Raw genomic sequence first — 20,545 nt, 5'->3', positions numbered from 1 at the left:
GGTTCGGCTCCTCGCGCGACGGTGACTCTGTGTTCGAGTGCCTTCCGGTTGTTCTGAGTCGGTGGACGATGCCCCCGGAGGCCGGTGGAGGGCTTCTTGGCCGCCGTGGGGATGTTCCGGCCACGGTGTGCGCAAGGGACTTCAGCGGCTGGCCAGAAGCGCCTGAGATCGGCCTCGGTTAGGGCGGCACCCGAGGTGCCTATCTGACGGTCTGTCGGAACACCCGCGACCTCTCCTTCGAGGAGCCTGCGAAGGGCCACACGGTGTACGTCCCTGTGCAGCAGGTCGAAGCCCACCGCGCTCCATGGCTGGTAGCGCAAACCGGTTTCCAGGTGATGGGCGAGTTGGAGGCGGCGCCACTGTGAGACCAGCACTCTTTGTCGCGATCATGGCCTGGCCATGACGTGGTGAGGTGCTTTCGAGGCGGCGGTCTACGGGCCCGTATTGCTGGTGGGATGGACCGGAGCGGCGAACAGGGCGTTGCCCTCCTCGCGCCTGCGGATCGCAGGAGAGCTCGCGGGCTGGCGTCTTCGATCCCAAGGTGATTCGCGGCGCACGCCTTCCCCTTGCATGTCGAAGACACCGCTCGTTGCGCGGGCACGCTGGGGAAATCTCCATGGCCCGGACCGGTCATCCGGCCCGGGCCCGCGTTCGAGCCGATCAGTAGCGGTAGGTGTTGGCGTTGCTGAACGAGAAGCCGAGTGCGCTGAGCGGGGCCGCGACCGTCCCGAGGGCGCTGTGGCCGAAGGCCGTTGCTCCGGTCGCGACCGGGCCGGACCTCGACCCCTTGAGGACCCACACCGAACCAGCGCCCTGATCCTCGCCGGTTCCACCGACGACCAGCTCAGCGCTGCCATCTCCGGTCAGATCGATCAGCGAGGTGGAGAAGCCGAAGGAGTCCCTGGGCTCGGAGATCCCCGGCACCCCTTGGGTGCTCTGGCTGAAGAGCTTGGCCCCGGTGGTGCTGGGGCCCGTCGCGCCACCTCGCAGGACCATGACGGCCCCAGCCCCCTGGACGGTACCCACCTTCTTGCCCGGCAGGCCCGTCGCGATGTCCGCGTAGCCGTCGCTGTTGACGTCGGACACCGACACTCCGGAACCGAAGTAGTCACGGTACTCGGCTGTACCCGGCACGCCCTTGGTGTTCTGGGTGAGGACGACCAGTTTCGACACGACCGGGCCGCTCGTCGAGCCGGGGAAGAAGATGATCCTGCCGCCCTTGCCGCCGTCCATGTCGGTCTCCCGGAAGTCGTCCCGTCCGACGACGACATCGGCGTAGCCATCCCGGTTGACGTCCCCGACGTCGACGTTGTCGCCGCCCGGAGTGGTCCGATCGTTGATGTGCTTCCGGAGGACCCGCGCGGTCGGGGCGAGCCCCTTGGCGGTCCCCATCCACACGGCGGTCTCCGGATGCTCGTACAGATCGGGGTTGTAGCGTGCGGCCACGAGGTCCGTACGGCCGTCCCGGTTCACGTCCCCGGCGGCCAGATCGGTGATCCGCTCGCCGTCGTTCACGATGAGCGTGGTCGCGGCGGGGGAGCCGTCCCTCGTGAACGGACCGAGCAGAAGACGCACTTGGCTCTGGTCGTTCGTGGTGGCTATGTCCTGGTCGCCGTCACCGTCGAAATCGCCCGCTGCCAGTGATTTGCCGAGCAGTGCGTGGGGTCCGGAGCCGCTCAGCAGCGTCGCACCGCTGGAGAGCCCCTTCGGCCCTCCCCAGAGCACGGAGACCGAACCGGCTTCCTTCCGGGAGCCGGGGCTGTCCTTGAAGGCTCCCACGACAAGCTCGGCGTGACCGTCCCGGTCGAGGTCTCCGCTCGCCAGCGCCGCGCCGAACTGGTCGCCGGACGCAGCGGTCCCCGGGATGCCGGGCGAGTCCTGGTGGAACACCTGGGTGCGGGCCGTGACCGGCTTGGTCTTCGATCCGTACAACACCGACACATGGCCGGCCTTTACCTGCTTGCCCGCGTTCCCGCCCGGTGCGGCGACGGCAAGGTCGCGGATGCCGTCACCGTTGAAGTCGTTCGCGGCGGCCTTCTTCGGTGCGGCTGGACGGGCATCGGTGGGAGCGGCGATCACCAGCGGCGCCGTCAGCGCCGCTACGGCCATGACCGCGACGGCAAGCACCGGGCCACGGCTCAGTTGGTGGGGGGACATGATCAACCTCTCGGAGGTGCGGGCCGGCGAGCGCGGAGCGGCCGGGCACCTGACAGGATCGGCCGGTGCAACAGGTCTGACTCACGGCGCCTGGAAAGGGTTGTGCATCGAAGGCTGCCGAACAGCCGCTAGAGAACCAGGAGTTCGGACTTCAGCAGCAAGCCGTCAAAGGGTCATGGACGCCGAACCGCCCGAAATGCTAGCCGTCTTCAGTGTCGAGCGGGCTTCCCGCGGCGTCGATGACCTCGTTCAAGACGCCGCGGGACAGGGCCAACTCGGCGATCAGACGATCGATGCGGTCGCGCTCGGCCATCAGTTCGCTGACCAGGCGCCTCGTCGCGTACTCATTGGGACCACCGTCGACGTCCCTCATGCAGGGCAGGAGTTGGGCGATCTTCTTGCTGTTCAGCCCCGCGGCGTACAACGCCTGGATGCGAACGACACGGTCGACCGCCCAGTCCCCGTACTCCCGATGACCACCCGGAGTCCGCTCAGCACGGAGCAGGCCCTGCTGTTCGTAGTACCGCAGAGAGCGCTCGCTCACGCCGCTCCGGCGCGCCAACTCGCCGATCCGCATCGCGCCCCCATCACTCGCCGGCCTTGAACCTGACACCTGTGTCACTTTCTACCGTACGGGCATGACGAAAAGACCGGTGACTTCCCGACTCCTCGAACCGGCCGCTCTGGGCCGGCTGAACCTCCCGAACCGCCTGGTGATGGCGCCGCTGACCCGCAACCGGGCCGGTGCCGACGGGGTTCCCGGCACGCTCATGAGCACCTACTACGCGCAGCGCGCCGGTGCCGGGCTGATCATTGCCGAGGCCGCCGCCCCCAACCCCGTCGGTCAGACCTACCCCAACATTCCCGCGATCCACAACGAAGCCCAAGTGGCCGGTTGGCGAAGGGTCACCGAGGCGGTGCGGCATGCCGGCGGGCGTATGTTCCTCCAACTGCAACACGGCGGCCGGGTGGGACACCCCGACAACAGTGGGCTGGTCCCGATCGCTCCGTCCCCCATCCCACTCCCGGAGACCATTCACACCCCGAGCGGTAGGCAGCCCTCGGTGGTGCCTCGGGAAATGTCCGCGCATGACATCCAGGCGACCATCGCGGACTTCGCCGATGCCGCACGCAACGCCATCGCCGCCGGCTTCGAAGGCGTAGAGGTCCACGCGGCGAACGGACACCTGCTGCACCAGTTCATGGCATCGAACAGCAACCGGCGCAACGATGCGTACGGTGGTCCCGTCGAGCACCGCATTCGCTTCGCCGTCGAGGTCGTCCAGGCGGTCGCGCAGGCCATCGGTCCGCAGCGGGTGGGCGTGCGGATCTCCCCCGGAGGTGTCTTCAACGGAGTACGGGAGGACGACACCGAGGCGCTCTACCCGGCTCTGGTCACGGCGCTCGACGGAATCGGTGCAAAGCAGGACGAAATCGGTGCGGGGCAGGACGGACCGGCCCGCACCGAAGACCACTCGGGCAGCGCCACCGAAGCCGGGTCCACCCTCGCCTACCTCCACATCGTGTTCGCCGATCCGGACCAACCACTGTTCGCGCGTATCCGGGAGTCCTGGTCGAGCACACTGATCGCCAATCCGGCACTCGGGTGGGGCGGGCCGCTCCCCGTGGACGGCGGGCGAGCTGCGGGCGAACGCCTGCTGGAAGCCGGTGCGGACCTCATCGCGCTGGGCCGCGCCTTCCTCGCCAACCCCGACCTGGTCGAGCGGGTACGGGCCGGAGCACCGCTGAATGCGCCGCGCGACGAGTACTTCATGTACACGGGCGGGGCGACCGGATACACCGACTACCCGACCCTCACCGCCGCACAGCGGCGGATCGACACGGCCGGCTCCCAGACCCCCGTATGACGGTGGGTGCCCGTAGCCTTCCCAGATGATCGACGACTGGCGGCGGGACCGGATCGCAAGCGCCCTGCGCGGTGAGAACCCCACGGTGCTGCGGCGCCTGAGCGCAGGCTTCGCGGTGATCGGCGATGTGCAGTTCCTACCGGGCTATTCGGTGCTCCTTTCGGACGACCCGCGAGTGGAGAGATTGTCCGACCTACCCCGGGACAGGCGCCTCGCCTTTCTGTCCGACATGGACCGCCTGGGAGAAGCGGTCGAGCGGGCGGCCCGTCGCACGGATCCGGCCTTCCGACGGGTGAACCTGGAGATCCTCGGCAACACCGACGGCTTCCTGCACGCACACATTTGGCCACGGTTCGCATGGGAGCCAGCCGACTTGGTCGTTTCACCGGTGTGGCACTACCCCCGTGACAGATGGGCCGACGAGGAGTACGCACTCGGTCCACAGCACGACCCGTTGCGGGCGGCGATCGGCGAAGAACTGGACCGTCTGGACACCATGAACTGACCGTGGGCAGACCATCCCCCAACCGTCCCGAGCACCCGGTGTCGGCGAGCTCGACACGTTCGACGACCTTTGCGGATCAGCATGCGGGCTTCCGGCCGGCCAAGGCACACTGGAACCGGTGCGCGAGGAAGTTCATGGGTGAGGTGAGGGGGCCCTGAGGTGAAGGGACCGGACGTCTTCGGCTCCTCCGTGGAGAACGCCGACCTCAAGATCGAGGTTGCCTCGTGACGAGCCAGGACGGTGTGGACGTCTTCGTCAACTACCGTACCGCCGACACCGGATACGGGGCGGCAGCCTGCTACGAGCTGCTTTCCGACGCCTTCGGCGCGGCACGCATCTTCCGGGACTGCGTCACCATGCTGCCCGGAGAGCCTTACCCCGACGCGATTCGCGCGGCCCTGGAGCAGACCCGGATCCTGCTCGTCCTCATCGGTCCCGACTGGTTCGTCGAAGACCCGGACAGTGGTCGACGTCTGGTGGACCGTGAGGACGACTGGGTACGACGCGAGATCCGCCGCGCCTTCGAACGCGGCATCCCCGTGGTGCAGGTGCTGCTCGACGGTGTGGGACCCGTGGAAGCAACTCAACTCCCGCCGGATATTGCGAGATTGGCTCACAGCCAGGCCGCATACATCAATCACCGGACCCTTGGCGACGATGTACGGGTGCTGGCCGACAGGATCAGCACACTGGTACCGGAGCTGATGCTCCCGGACCTGTTCGAACCGGAGCGGCGACTGCCCTCCGACCCACTGCCCAGCATGCTGCTCCAGCCCGACTACGGCGTGGTCGAGTTCGAGCGGACGGACGACGAACTCCCTCGGCTGGTGGACTGGCTGCTGGCCCCCGAACGACTTGTCGCCCACCTTCTGACCGGGCCCGGTGGGCAGGGCAAGACCCGGCTCGGCCATCGACTCGTGGAGCAGATGAGAGCCGACGGCTGGGCCGCAGGGCTGCTCGCTGACGGCGCGCCACAGGCCGTCCTCGACCGGATCCACGCATTCCGTGGTCCTCTCCTCATCGTTGTGGACTATGCGGAGGGCCGCACCGAACAACTCGCCGTCGTCGCGTCCCAGCTGATCGCCCGACCGGCCGAACACGGCCCGTCACGTCTCCTCCTGCTCGCCAGGTCGTCCGGCGTGTGGCCACATCTGCTCCGCCGTCACCGCGACGATCGCGTCTCGCTGTTCTTCACGGACCTCACCGAGCGCGAGCTGCCTTCGGTGGTCGCCGCGCCCGACACCCGGCCCTTCGAGTACGCCCGCGCCCTGCGTGCCTTCGCGGCCCGACTGGACCGGCCGACACCGGTGACCGCGCCGCCCGGAGATCTCACCACCGCACGCTACGACCGAGTCCTGGACGTGCACGCCGCCGCACTGGCCGCGCTCCTCGACCAGACGGCGCCCGATACCTCGCCCGCCCGCCGCGACCCATTGCTGCGGGTCCTCGACCACGAGCGGCGGTACTGGGCCTTGGCAGCACTGCCCAACGAGTTGCCCTCGCCAAGCCGGCTCCGCCACGACCAAGTGGTCTCCGCAGCCACACTGTTCACGGCGCCGAGCCCCGCCGACGCTCGGAGTCTCCTCAAAGCCCTCCCCACCTTCGACGGCGAAGGCCACAACGTCGTGGCGCACTACCAGCGCTGGCTCGACGCCCTGTACAGCGGTCCGTCCGCTCTCAATCCACTGCGCCCGGACCGATTGGGCGAGGACCTGGTGGCGGCGACCCTCCTCGACCAGCCGGAGTTCGCCGCATGGTCGGCGCCCGGCGTCGGAGATGTCCAGATCACCCGGGCGCTGACGGTGCTGGGCAGGGCCGCGCCACGACATCCCCATGTAGCGGAGACCATGAAGGCGCTACTGGCCGAGGATCCCGCCGCGCGGCTGCCACTGGCGATCGCCGTCGCCACACAACTCCAGGACACCGCCCTGGTGCGCGTGCTCAGCGAGGTGAGCGCCACCGCGGCCGGCGCGGGCGTGGACCTGGAGGGCGCCGTCGTCGACCACCTACCCGACAGCAGCCTCGCCCTGGCCGCGTTCATGGTGGTCAGCACGCGGGCGGCCCTCGACGCCGAGCGACGCAAGGAGGCACCCGACGCAGAGACCGTCGCCACACTGACGCACAATCTGTCCTGCCGGCTAACGGATGTGAACCAGAGCGACCAAGCGCTTACCCATGCGGCCCAAGCCGTCGAGATGTACTCCGAACTGGTCGCTTCGGATGCGGACTTCACTCCGGAGTTGGGCTTGGCGCTGACCACCCTCGCCAACGCCTACGCCCGCTCCGGCTTCTTCGAAGACGGCCTGGACAAGGCAACGCGGAGTTGCACCCTGCTCAGCGAGGTCGTCGACACCGCGCCCACTCATGGGCAGATCTACGCCACCGCGCTCACCACTCGGGGCAACCTCCTCAGTGATCTCGCACGACACGCGGAAGCGGTCGCCGTACTGGAACACGCGGTGCGGCTGACCACCGTGCTGCATGACGAAGCCCCCGACGAAGACCGGGTGGAGTACCAGTTCCGGTTGGCGAGTGCACTACAGAACCTCTCGGCGGCACGGGCCGGGGCTGGGCTGCACCACGCGGGACTGGCCGCCGCCGAGGAGTCGGTACGGCTGTATCGGGAACTCGACGCCTTCAGCAGGGATAGATTCCGCGCCGCATGGGTGGAGGGAATGGGCAACCTCAGTGGTGCGCTGTCCGAGCTGGGGCGGGTACAGGATGCGGCCGATGTCGCGGCGGACGCGGTTCGCGCGGCGCGTGACCTCGTGGATCGCCATGGAGAGGGCCATCTCTCCCTGCTGGCCGATGTGCTGAACAACAACGGAGCAGCACTCCGTCGCCTCGGCCGCCATGAGGAGGCCATCGAACAGCTCACTGCGACCGTTGACATCTGCCGGACCCTGGCGACCGTTTCACCGGGAACCCATCTCGCTTCACTCGCCGGCGCGCTCCACAACCTCGGGGACTGTCTCCTCGACACCAGGCAGCTGTACCGGGCGCAGGACGTGTACGACGAGTCGATCGACATCTACCGCAAGCTCGCCGAACCCCGCCCCGAAGCCAATGAGCCCGAACTCGTCGAATCCCTCCTCGCCCAGGCAGATGTCCTTCAGGAGTTGGAGGAGTACGAGGACGCGTTCGCGCTCGCCGCCGAGGCCGCCGCCATCCTGTACCGGCTGGCGGCGAGTGGCCAGGCGGCCCTGCGACGTCAGCTGGCCAAGGCCCTGCACCTGATGGCGCTGATCCACGACGACATGGGCCGGGTGTCGGAAGCCCTTGACTCAGTGGCGCGCGCCGCGGAAATCCTGGCCGAGCTGTCCGACTCCGCAGCTGTGGACCTGCCTCATGTGCGACTCGAATGGGCGATCGTGTTGTACAGCCACGGGCGCATCCTGAGCGGCGGCGGGAGTCCGGATCGTGCCGTCGAGCGGTTCAGGAAGGCGACCGAGGTGTTGACGGAGGACGGCAAGGTCGCCGATACCGAAACGCTGGGCATGGTGCTGCACAACCACGCGGAGTGCCTCAGCGAACTCGGATGCCACGAGGAGGCTCTGGGACGCATCGAGGAGGCGGTGCGCGTCCGGCGCGGACTGGACCAGAAGGTGCCCGCGAACCGTCTCGCCCTCTGCCAGTCGTTGAACAACCTCGCCGACACGCTCAAGGACAACCAACGCAACACGGAGGCCCTGCACTCGATTGAGGAGGCGGTGGAGTTGGCATCCGCTCTGCGCGATGAGGACGAGGGCGAAACGCTCGTCTACACCCTCCTCACCCGGGCCTCACTGCGCACCGAAGACGAAGTCTCTGCCGTCGCGGACCTGGTCCGAGCCTGGCGCGTTGCGCTGACCGCGCAGGACGACGACTTCCAAGCTCTCGTACGGGACGCTCTTGCCGAACTGGACGAACTCCGTCCGGACTCGGTCCGACAAGCCTGGCGAGCCAGCACGGGCGAGCCGTATCCGCTGCCTCGCCCTTGACCGCGTGCTCCTCAGACACGGGGCGTACGGGCCGGTCGACCGAGCCGGACGGGCACTCCGGGCGAGTACAACACACTGACCGGCTCCCCCTGCGGTGCGGGCAACCCGGCCGCCGCCACCAGTTCGTCATGACAGTCGATGAGCCGTGCCCGGTACAGGGGCCAGCGGGGATGGTCGTTGGGCAGAAAGGCGACACCGTCGGGAAGCTTGTTGTGCATCCCCCACCGGGCGGTCAGAAAGTGCTCCAGCTCCGTTGGTTCCTCAATGCGTTCACCCTTCCGTATGGTCATCCGGCTGCTCGTCCCACGAGGTCCCGGCCAGCGCCGGACGCTGGTGTAGGTGAAGGTGTCACCGTCCGAGTGGACGGACATGCGCGACCACAGGTACGGCAACCGGAAGCCTGCCCTGCCCATGATCACCGGTATCAGCCTGGAGGCGTCCATCGAGCGGAACACCACACCGCGCCGTCCGTCCGCGTCGACCGAGTACAGGCGTACGTTTGTCTCCGGGAAGGCACCGAAGTAGGGGATGCCAGGCAAGCGGAACCAGCCCACCCGGTGCATACGGAAGGCCACCAGGCCGACGTATGTGGTGCCGTCGAGGGTGTCGGGCACGGTTCCGGTCGGCAACAGCCCGGCAACGAGCGCCGGGTCCACGGCCCAGTGGACGAAAGCGAGGTCCAACCACGACTGGGTGAGCAGCGGACTGACTATCGCCGTGGGGGCGTCCGGACTGACAGGCTCTGGGCGGGGTTCGGTGCTCGGCATGGGATTCAGGATCGCAGAGCGATCGGACCTGCCGGACGACGGAGCGGTGTGTCGTCGACCACCTGGGGAGGACGGTGTCACCTGCTCCGCGGCGGTCTCCGTCATGACCAGCGCCCGCGTTCACATCGTCCCGTCAGGCGTCGCTCGGTGTGAAGTAGTGGAGGGGCGTGCGGCGCGTGGGAAAACCGAACTGTACGTCGGTCAGCATGCGCACGATGAACTCGCCCGTCCCGCAGTCGAATCGCTCCCAATCGCCGAAGTCGCTCTCCACGAGCACCGGCCAGTCATCGGGGTCGGGCGCCCCCGTCTGCCAGACGAAGGTGACCTCCTGCTCCGAGCCTCCCCAGCGCAGCAGGCCGCCGGGCGCCGGATAGGCCGTGTACGGGTCCCAAACGTCGACGGCGTACACCGCGTCGCTCGCGGCCCAGCCGATGAGATTCCTACCGAGGGCGCCCGGGGCGAGGAGATCGAGGTACTCGTCGAAGGAGCCCGGCCCGAAGACATCGACGATCTCCTTGTAGTCGCTCGGCAGTCGGGTGCCGAGGGCCTCCTCGGTCACCTTCCAGTCGACCACCGTTCGACTCGTCGATTCCCAGCCGACGAGGAGACACAGCTTGTCGACCCACGAGGCCCCCTCGGGGAAGCCGGTGACGCCAGGGTCCTTGCGATCGGTGACGACGATGATCGAACGCGTTCCCTCAGGGCCGGCCATGCGTCCGCATCCGATCCAGTGTGTTCTGTACGCCCAACCCCGCATCTCCTGTAGTTCCCCGCCGAACTGTTCGACGAGCGGTAACCCGGTGCTCTCGATGAGCGAGGGGTCGGTGAATCTCCCCATGGCGAGATTTCGGGGCCGCCCCGCCCATGGAGCGACTTCGGCGATGAGCTCCGCCAGTCCCGTACCGTCCGGGCACTCGAAAACGACCGGTGCTTCGAGGGCGGACGATGGCTGTTCGACCATCTTCCGCACGGCGGCGATGATTTCGACATAGGTCATGGACGGCAGTCAACCTCGTACCACTGACATCGAAAGAGCGTCGTCCACCCTGGTTGCGGACCCCGCGCCGGATGGAACGCGGGGTCCGGTCCGGCTACGCCGAAGCCTTCTTCAGTGCGGGTCCCAGCTTTGCCAGCAGCATGTCCGTCACGGCGGGGTTGGGTCCCAGCAGCATGCCGGACTCGTTGTAGTCGAGGAAGTGGAGGCTTCCGCTGGTCGTCAGCTTGAGGGACGACACCACCGGCCGCTTGATGAAGGCATCCCCTGCCTTCTTGTCCGGCACCCCGAAGAACGCGATCTGCGCATTGTCCAACAGATCCAGGTTCTCCTGCGAGAGCTGTGTCTTGCCGCCGGACTCGATGCCCAGCTTCACCAGTGGCTCCGGCAGCTTCATCCCGAGCGCACCGAAGAAGCGGGCGGTGGGCCCGTCGGTCGCGACGACGGCGTGGACCGTACCGCCGGCCTCCTGCCCGAACGCGTATGCCTTGCCCTTCAGCCCCGGGTGCGCAGCGGCGAAGTCGGCGAGAGACTTGTGCGACTTGGCGATGAGTTGCTCGGCCTTCTTCTCCTCCCCGAGCGCCTGCCCGATGAGCGTGGTCAGTTCATCGCCCGAATCCTGGAGCAGCTTGTTCTTGTAAGAGACCACGGGTGCGATCGCCGACAGCTTCTTGTAGGCGCTGCCGTACCCGGGCTGTGCGGTCGTCATCAGGATGAGATCCGGCTTGAGCGCGAGGATCTTCTCCAGGTTCGGGTTGATCGCGTCGAGCGTCAGCACGTCGGATGAGAAGCCCGGTGAGACGCCCAACCAGTTGCCGTCGGTCGAGGAGGTGTTGCGGGTCCCACCGACCACGGGAGCGCCCAGCGCCGCTGCTATCTGGGCATCGGCGAACCCGAGCACGACGACCCGTTCCGGCTTGCGGGGGATGGTGACCTTGCCCTGGCCATGGGTCAGGGTCAGCGGGAATGCGCCCTGTTGCCCCTGGGTGTCCGAGGCTCCCTTCTCCCGGGGGGTGTCGGTATCGCTGTCGGAGCAGCCGGTGAGGACGAGCCCTGCCACGGCGAGTGCCGTGACAGCGCGCATCAAGCGGGGGAGTGGGGACATGGGTGTGCCTCGTTTCGTGCGAAGTGTGGATCCCGGCGGTACCGGAGGAGTTTCAGGAGCGGCTCAGCGCCTGCTCGGTGATCGGCGGCATCGGCCGCAGGTTACGAGCGTCCGTGGGACGCAGAGGAGATCGTTGTGTTGGCGGGGTGGGCCGGGCCGCGGGCGACGTCGCGCTGCCCGGCGTGGGTCATGGTCGTGCACCTTCCTTGTTCGCGGGTACGCGCGGTGCGCTCGCGGTCTCCGCGAATTCCGTTCTCGTACTCCTGTTCATGAAGCCGGGCATAGAGATGATCCGGCCAAAGAAACTTAGGTACACCTTACTTAATAGTGAAGTTGATTCGCAATTGCTCTCGTGCGCCGGATCGGGGCAGCCGGCCGCAGTGCGGCAAGGCCGTAGGTGCAAAAGACGGAGAGCATCTGGTCGTGTCCACGGGTTGACGCTCCGAGGGCACGCACACGGGGGGATCGAGGCACTTGATCGGGCGAGACCGCCAGGAATGCCATGCTCCGCTCCCCGGTGTGCCTCCGGGAGCACCGCCCGTTGCACGGGCGGTCCGGGCCCCTGGGCAACGCTCGCGCCGACTGCCGACTGCCGAGACGTCGGGGGCTCAGCTGTGGGGGAGGATGACGGCGCGGCCCGTGATGTTGCCGGCGTGCAGTCGCTCATAGGCGAGTGGCGCCTCGTCGATGCCGAACGTCTCGGTGTGTACGGAGAGCACGTCGTCCTGGGCGAGCGCGACGACTTCGGCCAGTTCCGTACGACCGCCCCAGTAGGGTGCGGTGACCGATGCCCCGTAGGGGACCTGGGCGAACCCCACCGGTACGGTGCCGCCCCCGATGCCGACGAGTTGGATGTCGGAGTCCATACCGGCCATGTCGGCGGCCATGCGGCCGGTGAGATCGATGCCCACGAAGTCGAAGACGGCCTGGGCGCCGTGGCCGTCGGTGAGTTCGCGCACGCGCGGGGCGGCATTCTCATCCGAAGGAAGCGCTTCGTGTGCGCCGACGCTCCGGGCCAACCGGAGTTTGTCCTCGGACACGTCGAGGGCGATGACCCGCGCAGGTGTGAGCACTCTCAGCAGTTGGATGGCGAGGTGCCCCAGACCGCCGGTGCCGATGACGACGGCGGTGGATCCGGGTACCAACTTCGGCAGCGCACGGCGGATCGCGTGGTAGGGCGTCAGACCGGCATCGGTCAGCGGCACCGTGGCCACCGGGTCCAGCCCGCCGATCGGCACCAGATGCCGCACATCATCGACCAACATGTACTCCGCCATCGCGCCGGGTGAGCCGAGGCCCGGAGGGTGGATGCCCAGGGTGCGCGCATGGGGACAGTAGTTCTCCTGACCAGATGCGCAGATCGGACAGACACCACACCCCCACGGCCCGTACACGACGACCGCATCTCCGACCGTCACCCCGAACACCCCGCTGCCGAGCCCGGCCACCACACCGGCTCCCTCGTGCCCGAGGGTGAGGGGTAGCGGGAAGGCGATCCGCTCGGCGGGGAGCGACATCACCGCGATATCGGAGTGGCACACGCCGGCCGCGGTGACCTTCAACAGAATCTGACCGGGGCCCGGCTCCGGGGCCGGGATGTCGACGACCTCGGGATCCGCGCCGATCGCACGGTACTGAACTGCCTTCACGACGGTTCTCCCCTGCTGGTAGGGGGCAAATCCGAGGCCGGTCGACCGCACGCAGTCCGTGCGATGTGCCGCAGGCCCACACCGAACGACGGTACGCCGGCTCCGGGAGCCCGGCCATCGGAGCCGGGACCGGCCAGGCCCAGACCCGATGTGCGGTGGGGATCGACCGCCGCACCGGTCGCGGTGTTCACACCGGGGCACAGCGAACCGGCACACCCTGGACGCTCAGGTGTGCCGGTCCGTTCCTCGGCCTCAGCCGCTACTTCCAGACGGACAGAGTGTGCGGCGGGTACGGGGCGCACGTGAATTCGGTGATCAACCAAATGCTGACCAGATGGTCGCCCGTCGCCTTGCACCGCTCGTATGTCGGATGCGGACCGAAGGAAACCCAGTGGGCGGGCCCGGGTGCGGGCGCGGCTTGGGCTGCCGGAGCCGTCAGTAGTCCGGCGCTCACCAGAACCACGCTCACGCCTGCGGTGGAGAGCATTCTGCGTAAGGACATGACGATGCGCACTCCTTCTCGACCTCGGGACACCGGGGCCGGACCCCGGCGGCTGCACTGAAGCTTCCCGCCGCCCACCCCCAGGGACAACGGGAGGCGCACATTCCCATTGCGTTCTCGTGGTAGCGCCTCCGGGCCGAAAATGAACCGCGGGTGTGGGCTACCACGTCGATGCGCAGCCCGTCCGCGGGCGTCGCACGGGGCGGCTTACACAACGAGGGAACCGTCGCACGGGAGGGCGCTTACCGGAGGCGGGTCCTTGCCGCGTGGACGCTTCCGCCGCGTCCGTGGGGCGGGAACCCGCCCGGTTGCGGCGGCTTTGCTCACCAGCGATGAGTTTCCGTCCTGGCGCGAGTCCCAGCTGGCGGGCAATGTGGTGAGGTACGAAGGAGGAACCGTGAAGAACGACGTCTGGTCGATGGTGCACGCGGAGCGGGCGGCGCTGATCGATGACCTCGCCCGACTCGACGACGAGCAGTGGGGGGAGCCGTCCCTGTGTGACGGGTGGACCGTCCATGACGTGGTTGCCCATCTCGTCGACTCGGCCCGCACGACGCGCCTGGGCTTCGTCGTCGGTCTCGTCCGAACCCGGTTCGACTTCGACCGTCTGAACGCGAGCGGTGTGGAACGGGAGCGCGGTGCCGCACCCCAGGAGACCCTGGAGCGGCTGCGCCAGGTCGCCGCACGGAGGTCGTCCCCGCCGGCCCCTCTCGACAGCCGACTCGTCGAGGAGGTCATCCACGGTGAGGACATTCGCAGACCCTTGGGCCTCACTCACTCCTACGCACAGGAGGCCGTCGTCAGGTCCCTACGGTTGCAGACTCGCACCCCGGCCTCCTTCGGCGGAGCCAAGGAACTCGTGGCCCGTGTACGGCTCACCGCAGTGGACGCCGATGTGTCGATCGGAGCCGGTCCCGAAGTGAGCGGAACCGCGCTTTCCCTGTTGCTGGCCGTCTCCGGGCGACGGGTGGCGCCGGACGAGCTTGCCGGGCCAGGCGCGGGCCTGCTCGCCACGGCGGTCTGATCCCGGAGTGGGTTTCCGGTCCTACTTCGGCGAACTTGAGGAGTGCTTCGCGACAGGCCCTACCCCCGCGCACAGTCTGCTGTCGGACACAGGTGAACTCCGTCCACCGAACGGCTTGTTCCTGATTGGCCGGCTCCATGGTGAGCCGGTCGGCTGTGCCGGTTGAAGCCGCCGTTCGGCGCACCCGCCGAGATCAAACGCATGTGAATCGCCCCCCGCTCCCGGAGGCTGGGCCTTGGCCGCCCATTCCTGGCCGGACTCGAAGCGCGTGCCGCCCGGGACGGTCGACTCGTACTGCGACCGGACACCAACAGAGCGCTCGATGCGGCAACTCGGCTCTACCACTCCCATGGCTTCCAGGAGATCCCCGCGTTCAACACCGAGCCCGTACGCGCACTACCGGTTCGAGAAGCCGATCGGCACACCGACGGCGGGATGAGGGTCCGGACCCCCGAGGCGCATTCGTCCTTCCGGCCTGGTCGAGGTGTTCCGCCAGTGCCCGAGCCCTAAAGAACAGCGGCACGGAGGTCAACCCGTCTACCCTCGCTCCCCATGGATGTTGATGAGTACCTCTTGAACGTGGTTGATGTCGAAGCGACCTGCTGGGAGGGGCAGCCCCCGCCGGGCCAGGTGAGCGAGATCATTGAGATCGGGCTCACCGTGGTTGACTTGCGCGCGGGCGAGCGCCTTACGAAGCACCGGCTGCTGGTACGTCCGACCAGATCCGAAGTGAGCCCGTTCTGCACCGAGCTGACCGGGCTGACACCGACCGAGGTTGCCGGCGGCCAGACCTTTGCCGATGCATGCCGGGAACTGACCACTCAGCACCGTACGCGGTCGCTGCCCTGGGCCAGTTGGGGCGACTACGACCGCAATCAGTTCACCCGCCAATGCCAGCAGACGGGTACGGAGTACCCCTTCAACCAGCATCACACCAATGCGAAGGTGGCCTTCACCACCTCCTACGGACTGCGTCGGCGCCCCGGAATGGCCCAGGCGCTCACACTGGCCGGACTCCCGTTGGAAGGTCGGCATCATCGTGGCGACGACGACTCCTGGAACATCGCTGCCCTGGTACTGGATGTGGCGGCGCGCGGACAGTGGCCCACCGGATAGGTCCTGTCGAGTGACTGCCGACCCAGCGATACGGGCGCGAAGTCGACTGCGAAGTCATCTCCCCCTGGTGGGAAGCCGTGTGGGAGCTCGCCGTGGCGCGGGTGTGGGGTGGTGCCACAGCCCCTTTGTGTTCGAGCACCGCGGCGCGCTCCTTGCCGCCACCGGAGGAACCCTTCGCCTCTGCTGGACGTTCGATCGGCATCCCGGCATCCCGGCATCCGTTCGTCCGACCGGTAGGAGTCCTGTGTCGAAGCCGTTGCTCTTCCTCGATGTCGATGGAGTCCTCAACCCTGCCCGACCGCAACCGGCGAGCGACTTCGATACCCATGACCTGCTCGGGTTCCGTGTCCTACTCTCCCGCCGACACCGCGACTGGCTTCCCGAGCTCGCACAGGTATACGACCTCTGCTGGGCCACCACATGGGAGGACGACGCCAACACCCACATCGCTCCGGCACTCGGACTCCCCACACTGCCTGTGGTCCGCTTCAGGGGGTACACGGCACAACCCGGAGACCCTCGAATTCGGCTGATGGAACTGCTCTCCGGCGCCAAGTGGCCCCCGTTGCTGCGCTACGCCGACAAGCGGCCGTTCGCCTGGCTCGACGACGTCATACCGCCCCGACTCGTCCGCAACTCTCTCGTACGGCCCGACCGGCTGCTGCTGCCCATCGATGCGCGGCAGGGGCTCGAACGTCACCACGTCGACCGGCTTCTGGCCAGACCACCGCGCCCGGTGCTCCCGCCGCAGTTGGCCGGAAGGCTCCGCCGTGCCGCACGGTCAGCGACTGGCCAGCGCTGAACGGCCCACTTTCGAAGTCGCAGCCACCGCGTCTCTGGACCGCCATCGGGCGGGCGTCTGGCCCATGTCACGGAGATCAGTGTGTGGGGCCAGCCCTCATGGGGTCACCCTGGAGCAGCGGGAAGCTCCACCCTGTCCAGTGCCGGCGCGAGCATGGCAAAGGCGCTGTCGAGGAGTTCGACGGGGTCCTCGGCTCCCTCGCTGCTGCTCCACCGTCGCAAAACGGTGTCAAAGGCTGTGAGTGCCATCCCGGCGGCGAGTTGCGGATACAACGCGTCGTCCGGATCGAGCCCGAGGCGCTGGGCCAATTCCTCCGACAGGTCATCACGCCACTGCGCCTGACGTTCCAGGAAGCGGGCTCGTAGGGCCCGTACGACTGCCTCGGCCGCGACTGACACCGAGACCGGCCGTCGACTGTGGGAGGCATCTGAGGCATTGACCGATGTGCACTTCACGTTCGCGCCCGCCGCTTAGGGGTCCTGTCTGCCATCGGGTCTGCCACCGCACGGTAGGCGGGCCCGCCCCGGCGGTCGCCTGCTGCAGAACCGATTCGACGGGGCGCCCGGCTCTGGTAGGAGGCCGTGTGTTCCCGGACGGGCCGCTACCGGATTGGTCTCGATGGCAGCCAGCCCGGGAAGAGCACGGGTCAACGTCCTGCAACGACGTTCGGTGGAAGGAGCGTGCCGGGCCACACCCGATGAGGTGTGGGACGGTCGGCGTGGTCAGCCTTGGATCGCGGCCGGGTCCATCCATACGATCTCCCAGGTGTGGCCGTCGGGGTCGTTGAAGGCGCGGCCGTACATGAAGCCGTGGTCCTGGGTTTCGCCGGTGTGGGTGCCGCCGGCGGCGATGGCCTTGTCCACGAGTTCGTCGACCTTTTCGCGGGTTTCGGCGCTGAGTGCGAGGAGGACCTCGCTGGAGCTGGTGGGGTCCGCGATCGGCTTCTTGGTGAACTCGGCGTACTTCTGGTGGGTGTGCAGCATCACGACGATGGTGTCGCTGAGCGGGATCGAAGCCGTTGAGTCGTCGCTGAACTGGGTGTTGATGGTGTAGCCCAACTCGGTGAAGAACTTCCTTGCCGCGTCGAGATCGCGGGTGGCCAGGTTGACGAAGATCATCTGCTGGTACATGGCGGGGTGTCTCCCATCGCTGTCGTGCTGTTTGCCGTTGTGCTGTTCAAGGGGATAGACCAGACGACCGCTAGGAACTCATCGCTGACACCGAGAGAATTTCCGACTTCTTTCGAAGCTGCCACAGGACGCGTGTCGGCTGGTGACCAGCGCTCCGCCGGAGCGAGTGCTCCTGTGACTCAGTGTGCATCGTGCCGGGTGTGACAGCAGCCCGGCACGCGGGGCTGCGCGCGTCAGGGCAACCGTTCGTCACCGGGGGTGCACGCCGCGTACGGGCGTACCGGAATGAGTCCCTCGGGGTGTGGAAGCCGCCAACAGAGGAGTTCGGGTGTCGGGGACGTTCCACCTCGGCGTGCCGAAAACGACCGTTCCCGACGCGGCTCCTATGACGTCCGGCCTGACGGTGACGGGCCAGGTCGCCAGCAGCTTCTCGAAGCATTGGCCCGCAGGCTGGCTTCCCGGTCGGTCGCGACCAGATCCGCGCATCCATATGTGCGCCATCCATCGACGGCTCCCCAAGGGGTGAGGGCGGGCCGAGTCCACACGGGCTCTTGAGCAGAGGCTCCACCACGGGTACGGCTCAGTATCCGCCGAGTCGGATCACGACGCTCATGTAGAGACTCAGGCCAACCGTCAGAAGGAGAAAGGCGAGCACCGTGTGGACGATGAGCCCACGTCTTGGGGCAAGGTTCAGATGAGCCCGCGCCGCGCGGCTCACCCGGGGGCGGGGGGCGTCCCGTGGGGCGGTCGAGTCTGCCCTCTCGATGGCTCGACGCAGCATCCCCCGGCTTCTCCCGGTCGTGATGCCCAGGCGCACACCATGGATGTCGCGCACCACCAGGGCCCGGTATGGGCCGCCGTACGAGAACGTTGTCAGCAGCCGGACCGTAGTGATCCGGTTGAGGTCGACGGATCGTTCGCCGGTCAGGGTGCGCGCGGTCAGCCGCGACGACGAACGCAGGAAAGGGGCTCGCTCCTCGCACAGCGCGGGGAGTAGGACGAAGCCCACGATCAACGACAGCAGGCCGAGCACCAGGGGTGTCCCTTCGGGGAGGATCCCCGTCCGGGCCAATCCGTAGCCGCCGAAGGGCAGCAGGAGGATCGTCACCGCCAGGCCGAATCCCTTGCGTGCGCGTCTCACACTGCGAGTTGTGGTTGCTCTCACGGATGCCCCCCATGGATGCCGAACGACCTCAGCATGCAGACAGGGGGCGCGGTTGCGCAGTGTGCGCCTCCGGCAGTCTTCGGCTCCGGAGACGTCAGGGGGCATCACCCCGCCTCCGCTACCCGTCGGGCGGCCCCTGATGCGAACTGACCGACGGCGGAGTCCAGAACTGATGGCGCTCAGTCTCCGGCGGTGGTCTTGATGAGCGGCGCATCCCGCACGAGCTCGCGGAAACCGACGCTGTAGTACAGCTCGCGCGCCGGGGAATGTCCCGGTGCGCCCAGGCACGCGACCGTCATATGAGTGGCGCCGGCCGCCCGCGCCAGATGCATTCCGCGCAGGAGCATCGCCCTTGCCAACCCCAGACGTCGGTAGTCCCGATGCGTCCCCATCGGCTCGAACTCCGCTGTCTTGTTCGCCTCGTCCAGCCACATGATCGTCGATGCTGCCATCGTTCCGTCCGGTGCCTCCACCAGGAGATGCAGGTCGCCGCGGTACCCCGCTGTCTGCCGGACGCCTCGGTAGCCCTCCGTCGAGTACGCCGAGGGGCTCCAAGCGTCCAGATGGGCCTGGACCGCCGCGTCCGGCCCGGCCTCGTCAGCAGTGCGGAACCGGAATCCCCTGGGCAGTACCGGCTCTTCCACATCGGTCAGCTCCCGCTCGTTGAGCTGGCTCCAGGACCCGGCGTCGCCGAGCGAGGCCGGGTCGGTCTCATAGCCGTGGGCCGCCCATCGTTGCAGCGCAAACCTGTTGGCGGCACTCGGCGTCACCGTGCGCTCGAAGCCCGCTGCCGCACCGTCGTACCAGTCGATCACCTCGTCGACCATCCCCGCGTGATCAGGATGGACCTGATAGGCGAGATAGGCACCGGTGACGTCCTTCAGCGAGCCGTCGCTGAACCTCACCTGGTGCGGAAGGCGGGCCCAGCCCCAGGCCACCAGATCCCCGTCCGAGAACCACAGCCGGCGCGGCCAACTCGCGCTGTGGTCCGTGTGCCCCCTGCCCCAGTTCCAGGCCAGCTCACCGAACGTGGCATCGCCGTTCACCAGGGTCGGGCAGCTGGCGGTGACGCGTTGCGCCAGCGCCTGCATGAGCTGCACGTCCGCGGCGGTCAGAAGCTCGAAGTCCGTCATGGTCCACCAAGGTGTCAGGACTGTGTGAAGCCGTCGAACCGATTTCCCTCCGCTCGGCAACCGAGGTGGCAGCACCGGCCCCCAACTCCGCCGTCCGGTGGGCCGACCACACCGGATCGCGGCAGCCCCCGAGCGCCATGCAGACGAGACGGCCGCCGTACGTCGGCCTGTTTCCGAGCCCGCCTCGCTCGGTGGAGGAGGACCGGCTCGTGGCCGCGCTCGCCGAAGCTCAGGTTGTCCAGCGGCTTCATGCCGGCGGTCGGAGCACTCCATGGAAGCCGAACGGGCCTGAGCGCAGCGGGCACTGCGCGAGTACCTCGTACCCAGAGCCGGCACCACCGACGTCCCGGCCTCAGCACCGATTGACCACCTTTCTCATGCAACGACGTCGGGCTGTATGAGTGGGACGGCCCTGAACGGCATGCGCGTCGCCCGGGACTGCCCGCCGCCTGGGAAGCCGGGACGGCCGCCACGATCTGAGCCGGGAGGGGGAGTTCCGCGGGGGCGGCATCGGTTTGGCGCGGAGAGGCGAAGTGCATTTCGGTGCGGTCTCAGGGCAGCATGGCTTGATGCCCCGTACATCGATCATGGAGGTCAAGGGTGAGGTCGGACCTGACTCCCAGGACGCAGTCCGGGCATGTGACCTAC

Annotated in this window: 16 protein-coding genes and 2 pseudogenes; 7 read left to right on the top strand and 11 right to left on the bottom strand. The window is 67.8% G+C overall.

What is annotated here, in order from left to right; all coding sequences use genetic code 11:
• Window positions 1-660: 660 nt before the first annotated feature.
• Both ACFXJL_RS17980 and ACFXJL_RS17975 read right to left on the bottom strand, forming a co-directional pair.
• On the bottom strand, window positions 661-2,157 hold the full coding sequence (locus ACFXJL_RS17980; RefSeq protein WP_384693457.1) for an FG-GAP-like repeat-containing protein: 1,497 nt from the start codon (window positions 2,155-2,157) through the stop codon (window positions 661-663).
• A 199-nt stretch (window positions 2,158-2,356) separates the two neighbouring features.
• The gene (locus ACFXJL_RS17975) at window positions 2,357-2,734 is read right to left on the bottom strand and encodes a MerR family transcriptional regulator (protein ID WP_384693939.1); all 378 of its coding nucleotides are present in this window, start codon (window positions 2,732-2,734) and stop codon (window positions 2,357-2,359) included.
• Between the two features lie 61 nt (window positions 2,735-2,795).
• On the opposite strand from ACFXJL_RS17975, the gene ACFXJL_RS17970 reads away from it, so the two are divergent.
• The 3 genes from ACFXJL_RS17970 (at window position 2,796) to ACFXJL_RS17960 (ending at window position 8,510) form a co-directional block, all read left to right on the top strand.
• Window positions 2,796-4,025 carry an alkene reductase gene (locus ACFXJL_RS17970; RefSeq protein ID WP_384693454.1) on the top strand — a complete coding sequence of 410 codons (1,230 nt, stop codon included), beginning with the start codon at window positions 2,796-2,798 and terminating at the stop codon, window positions 4,023-4,025.
• A gap of 25 nt (window positions 4,026-4,050) precedes the next feature.
• Window positions 4,051-4,530, top strand: coding sequence for a diadenosine tetraphosphate hydrolase (locus ACFXJL_RS17965; RefSeq protein ID WP_358878831.1), 480 nt, complete (start codon window positions 4,051-4,053; stop codon window positions 4,528-4,530).
• A 224-nt stretch (window positions 4,531-4,754) separates the two neighbouring features.
• Window positions 4,755-8,510, top strand: coding sequence for a tetratricopeptide repeat protein (locus ACFXJL_RS17960; RefSeq protein WP_384693451.1), 3,756 nt, complete (start codon window positions 4,755-4,757; stop codon window positions 8,508-8,510).
• An 11-nt stretch (window positions 8,511-8,521) separates the two neighbouring features.
• On the opposite strand, the gene ACFXJL_RS17955 is transcribed toward ACFXJL_RS17960, so the two are convergent.
• The 5 genes from ACFXJL_RS17955 to ACFXJL_RS17935 all read right to left on the bottom strand — a co-directional run bounded on the left by ACFXJL_RS17955 (window position 8,522) and on the right by ACFXJL_RS17935 (window position 13,527).
• On the bottom strand, window positions 8,522-9,277 hold the full coding sequence (locus ACFXJL_RS17955) for a YqjF family protein (RefSeq protein WP_384693448.1): 756 nt from the start codon (window positions 9,275-9,277) through the stop codon (window positions 8,522-8,524).
• 133 nt (window positions 9,278-9,410) lie between these two features.
• Window positions 9,411-10,274: a hypothetical protein gene (locus ACFXJL_RS17950; protein WP_384693445.1), complete on the bottom strand. Its 864-nt coding sequence runs from the start codon at window positions 10,272-10,274 to the stop codon at window positions 9,411-9,413.
• 94 nt (window positions 10,275-10,368) lie between these two features.
• On the bottom strand, window positions 10,369-11,376 hold the full coding sequence (locus ACFXJL_RS17945) for an ABC transporter substrate-binding protein (protein ID WP_384693442.1): 1,008 nt from the start codon (window positions 11,374-11,376) through the stop codon (window positions 10,369-10,371).
• 608 nt (window positions 11,377-11,984) lie between these two features.
• Window positions 11,985-13,025 (bottom strand): NAD(P)-dependent alcohol dehydrogenase, encoded by a 1,041-nt coding sequence (locus ACFXJL_RS17940; protein WP_384639032.1) that lies wholly within the window; start codon window positions 13,023-13,025, stop codon window positions 11,985-11,987.
• Between the two features lie 259 nt (window positions 13,026-13,284).
• Window positions 13,285-13,527: a hypothetical protein gene (locus ACFXJL_RS17935; protein ID WP_384639035.1), complete on the bottom strand. Its 243-nt coding sequence runs from the start codon at window positions 13,525-13,527 to the stop codon at window positions 13,285-13,287.
• A 418-nt stretch (window positions 13,528-13,945) separates the two neighbouring features.
• Between ACFXJL_RS17935 and ACFXJL_RS17930 the strand changes: the two genes are divergently transcribed.
• From ACFXJL_RS17930 to ACFXJL_RS17915, 4 genes and pseudogenes are all read left to right on the top strand, one after another.
• Window positions 13,946-14,551, top strand: coding sequence for a maleylpyruvate isomerase family mycothiol-dependent enzyme (locus ACFXJL_RS17930; protein ID WP_384693936.1), 606 nt, complete (start codon window positions 13,946-13,948; stop codon window positions 14,549-14,551).
• A gap of 19 nt (window positions 14,552-14,570) precedes the next feature.
• Window positions 14,571-14,990, top strand: a pseudogene (locus tag ACFXJL_RS17925) (GNAT family N-acetyltransferase); the annotation flags it as partial.
• A gap of 113 nt (window positions 14,991-15,103) precedes the next feature.
• Window positions 15,104-15,667, top strand: coding sequence for an exonuclease domain-containing protein (locus ACFXJL_RS17920; RefSeq protein ID WP_384693439.1), 564 nt, complete (start codon window positions 15,104-15,106; stop codon window positions 15,665-15,667).
• 244 nt (window positions 15,668-15,911) lie between these two features.
• A complete protein-coding gene (locus ACFXJL_RS17915) occupies window positions 15,912-16,469 on the top strand; it encodes an HAD domain-containing protein (protein ID WP_358878839.1) in 558 nt (185 codons plus the stop codon).
• A 104-nt stretch (window positions 16,470-16,573) separates the two neighbouring features.
• On the opposite strand, the pseudogene ACFXJL_RS17910 reads toward ACFXJL_RS17915, so the two are convergent.
• The 4 genes and pseudogenes from ACFXJL_RS17910 to ACFXJL_RS17895 form a co-directional block, all read right to left on the bottom strand.
• Window positions 16,574-16,903, bottom strand: a pseudogene (locus tag ACFXJL_RS17910) (TetR family transcriptional regulator); the annotation flags it as partial.
• Window positions 16,904-17,191: 288 nt separating this feature from the next.
• Window positions 17,192-17,599 carry a VOC family protein gene (locus tag ACFXJL_RS17905; protein WP_358878840.1) on the bottom strand — a complete coding sequence of 136 codons (408 nt, stop codon included), beginning with the start codon at window positions 17,597-17,599 and terminating at the stop codon, window positions 17,192-17,194.
• A gap of 580 nt (window positions 17,600-18,179) precedes the next feature.
• Entirely contained in the window at window positions 18,180-18,740 is a 561-nt protein-coding gene (locus tag ACFXJL_RS17900; RefSeq protein WP_384693436.1) for a hypothetical protein, read from the bottom strand.
• Between the two features lie 203 nt (window positions 18,741-18,943).
• The gene (locus ACFXJL_RS17895) at window positions 18,944-19,897 is read right to left on the bottom strand and encodes a GNAT family N-acetyltransferase (protein ID WP_384693434.1); all 954 of its coding nucleotides are present in this window, start codon (window positions 19,895-19,897) and stop codon (window positions 18,944-18,946) included.
• Between the last annotated feature and the right edge of the window lie 648 nt (window positions 19,898-20,545).

Origin of the sequence: Streptomyces sp. NPDC059256 (assembly GCF_042753785.1) — a bacterium.
Taxonomy (GTDB): Bacteria; Actinomycetota; Actinomycetes; order Streptomycetales; family Streptomycetaceae; genus Streptomyces.
This window is presented reverse-complemented; position numbering and strand designations above follow the sequence as displayed.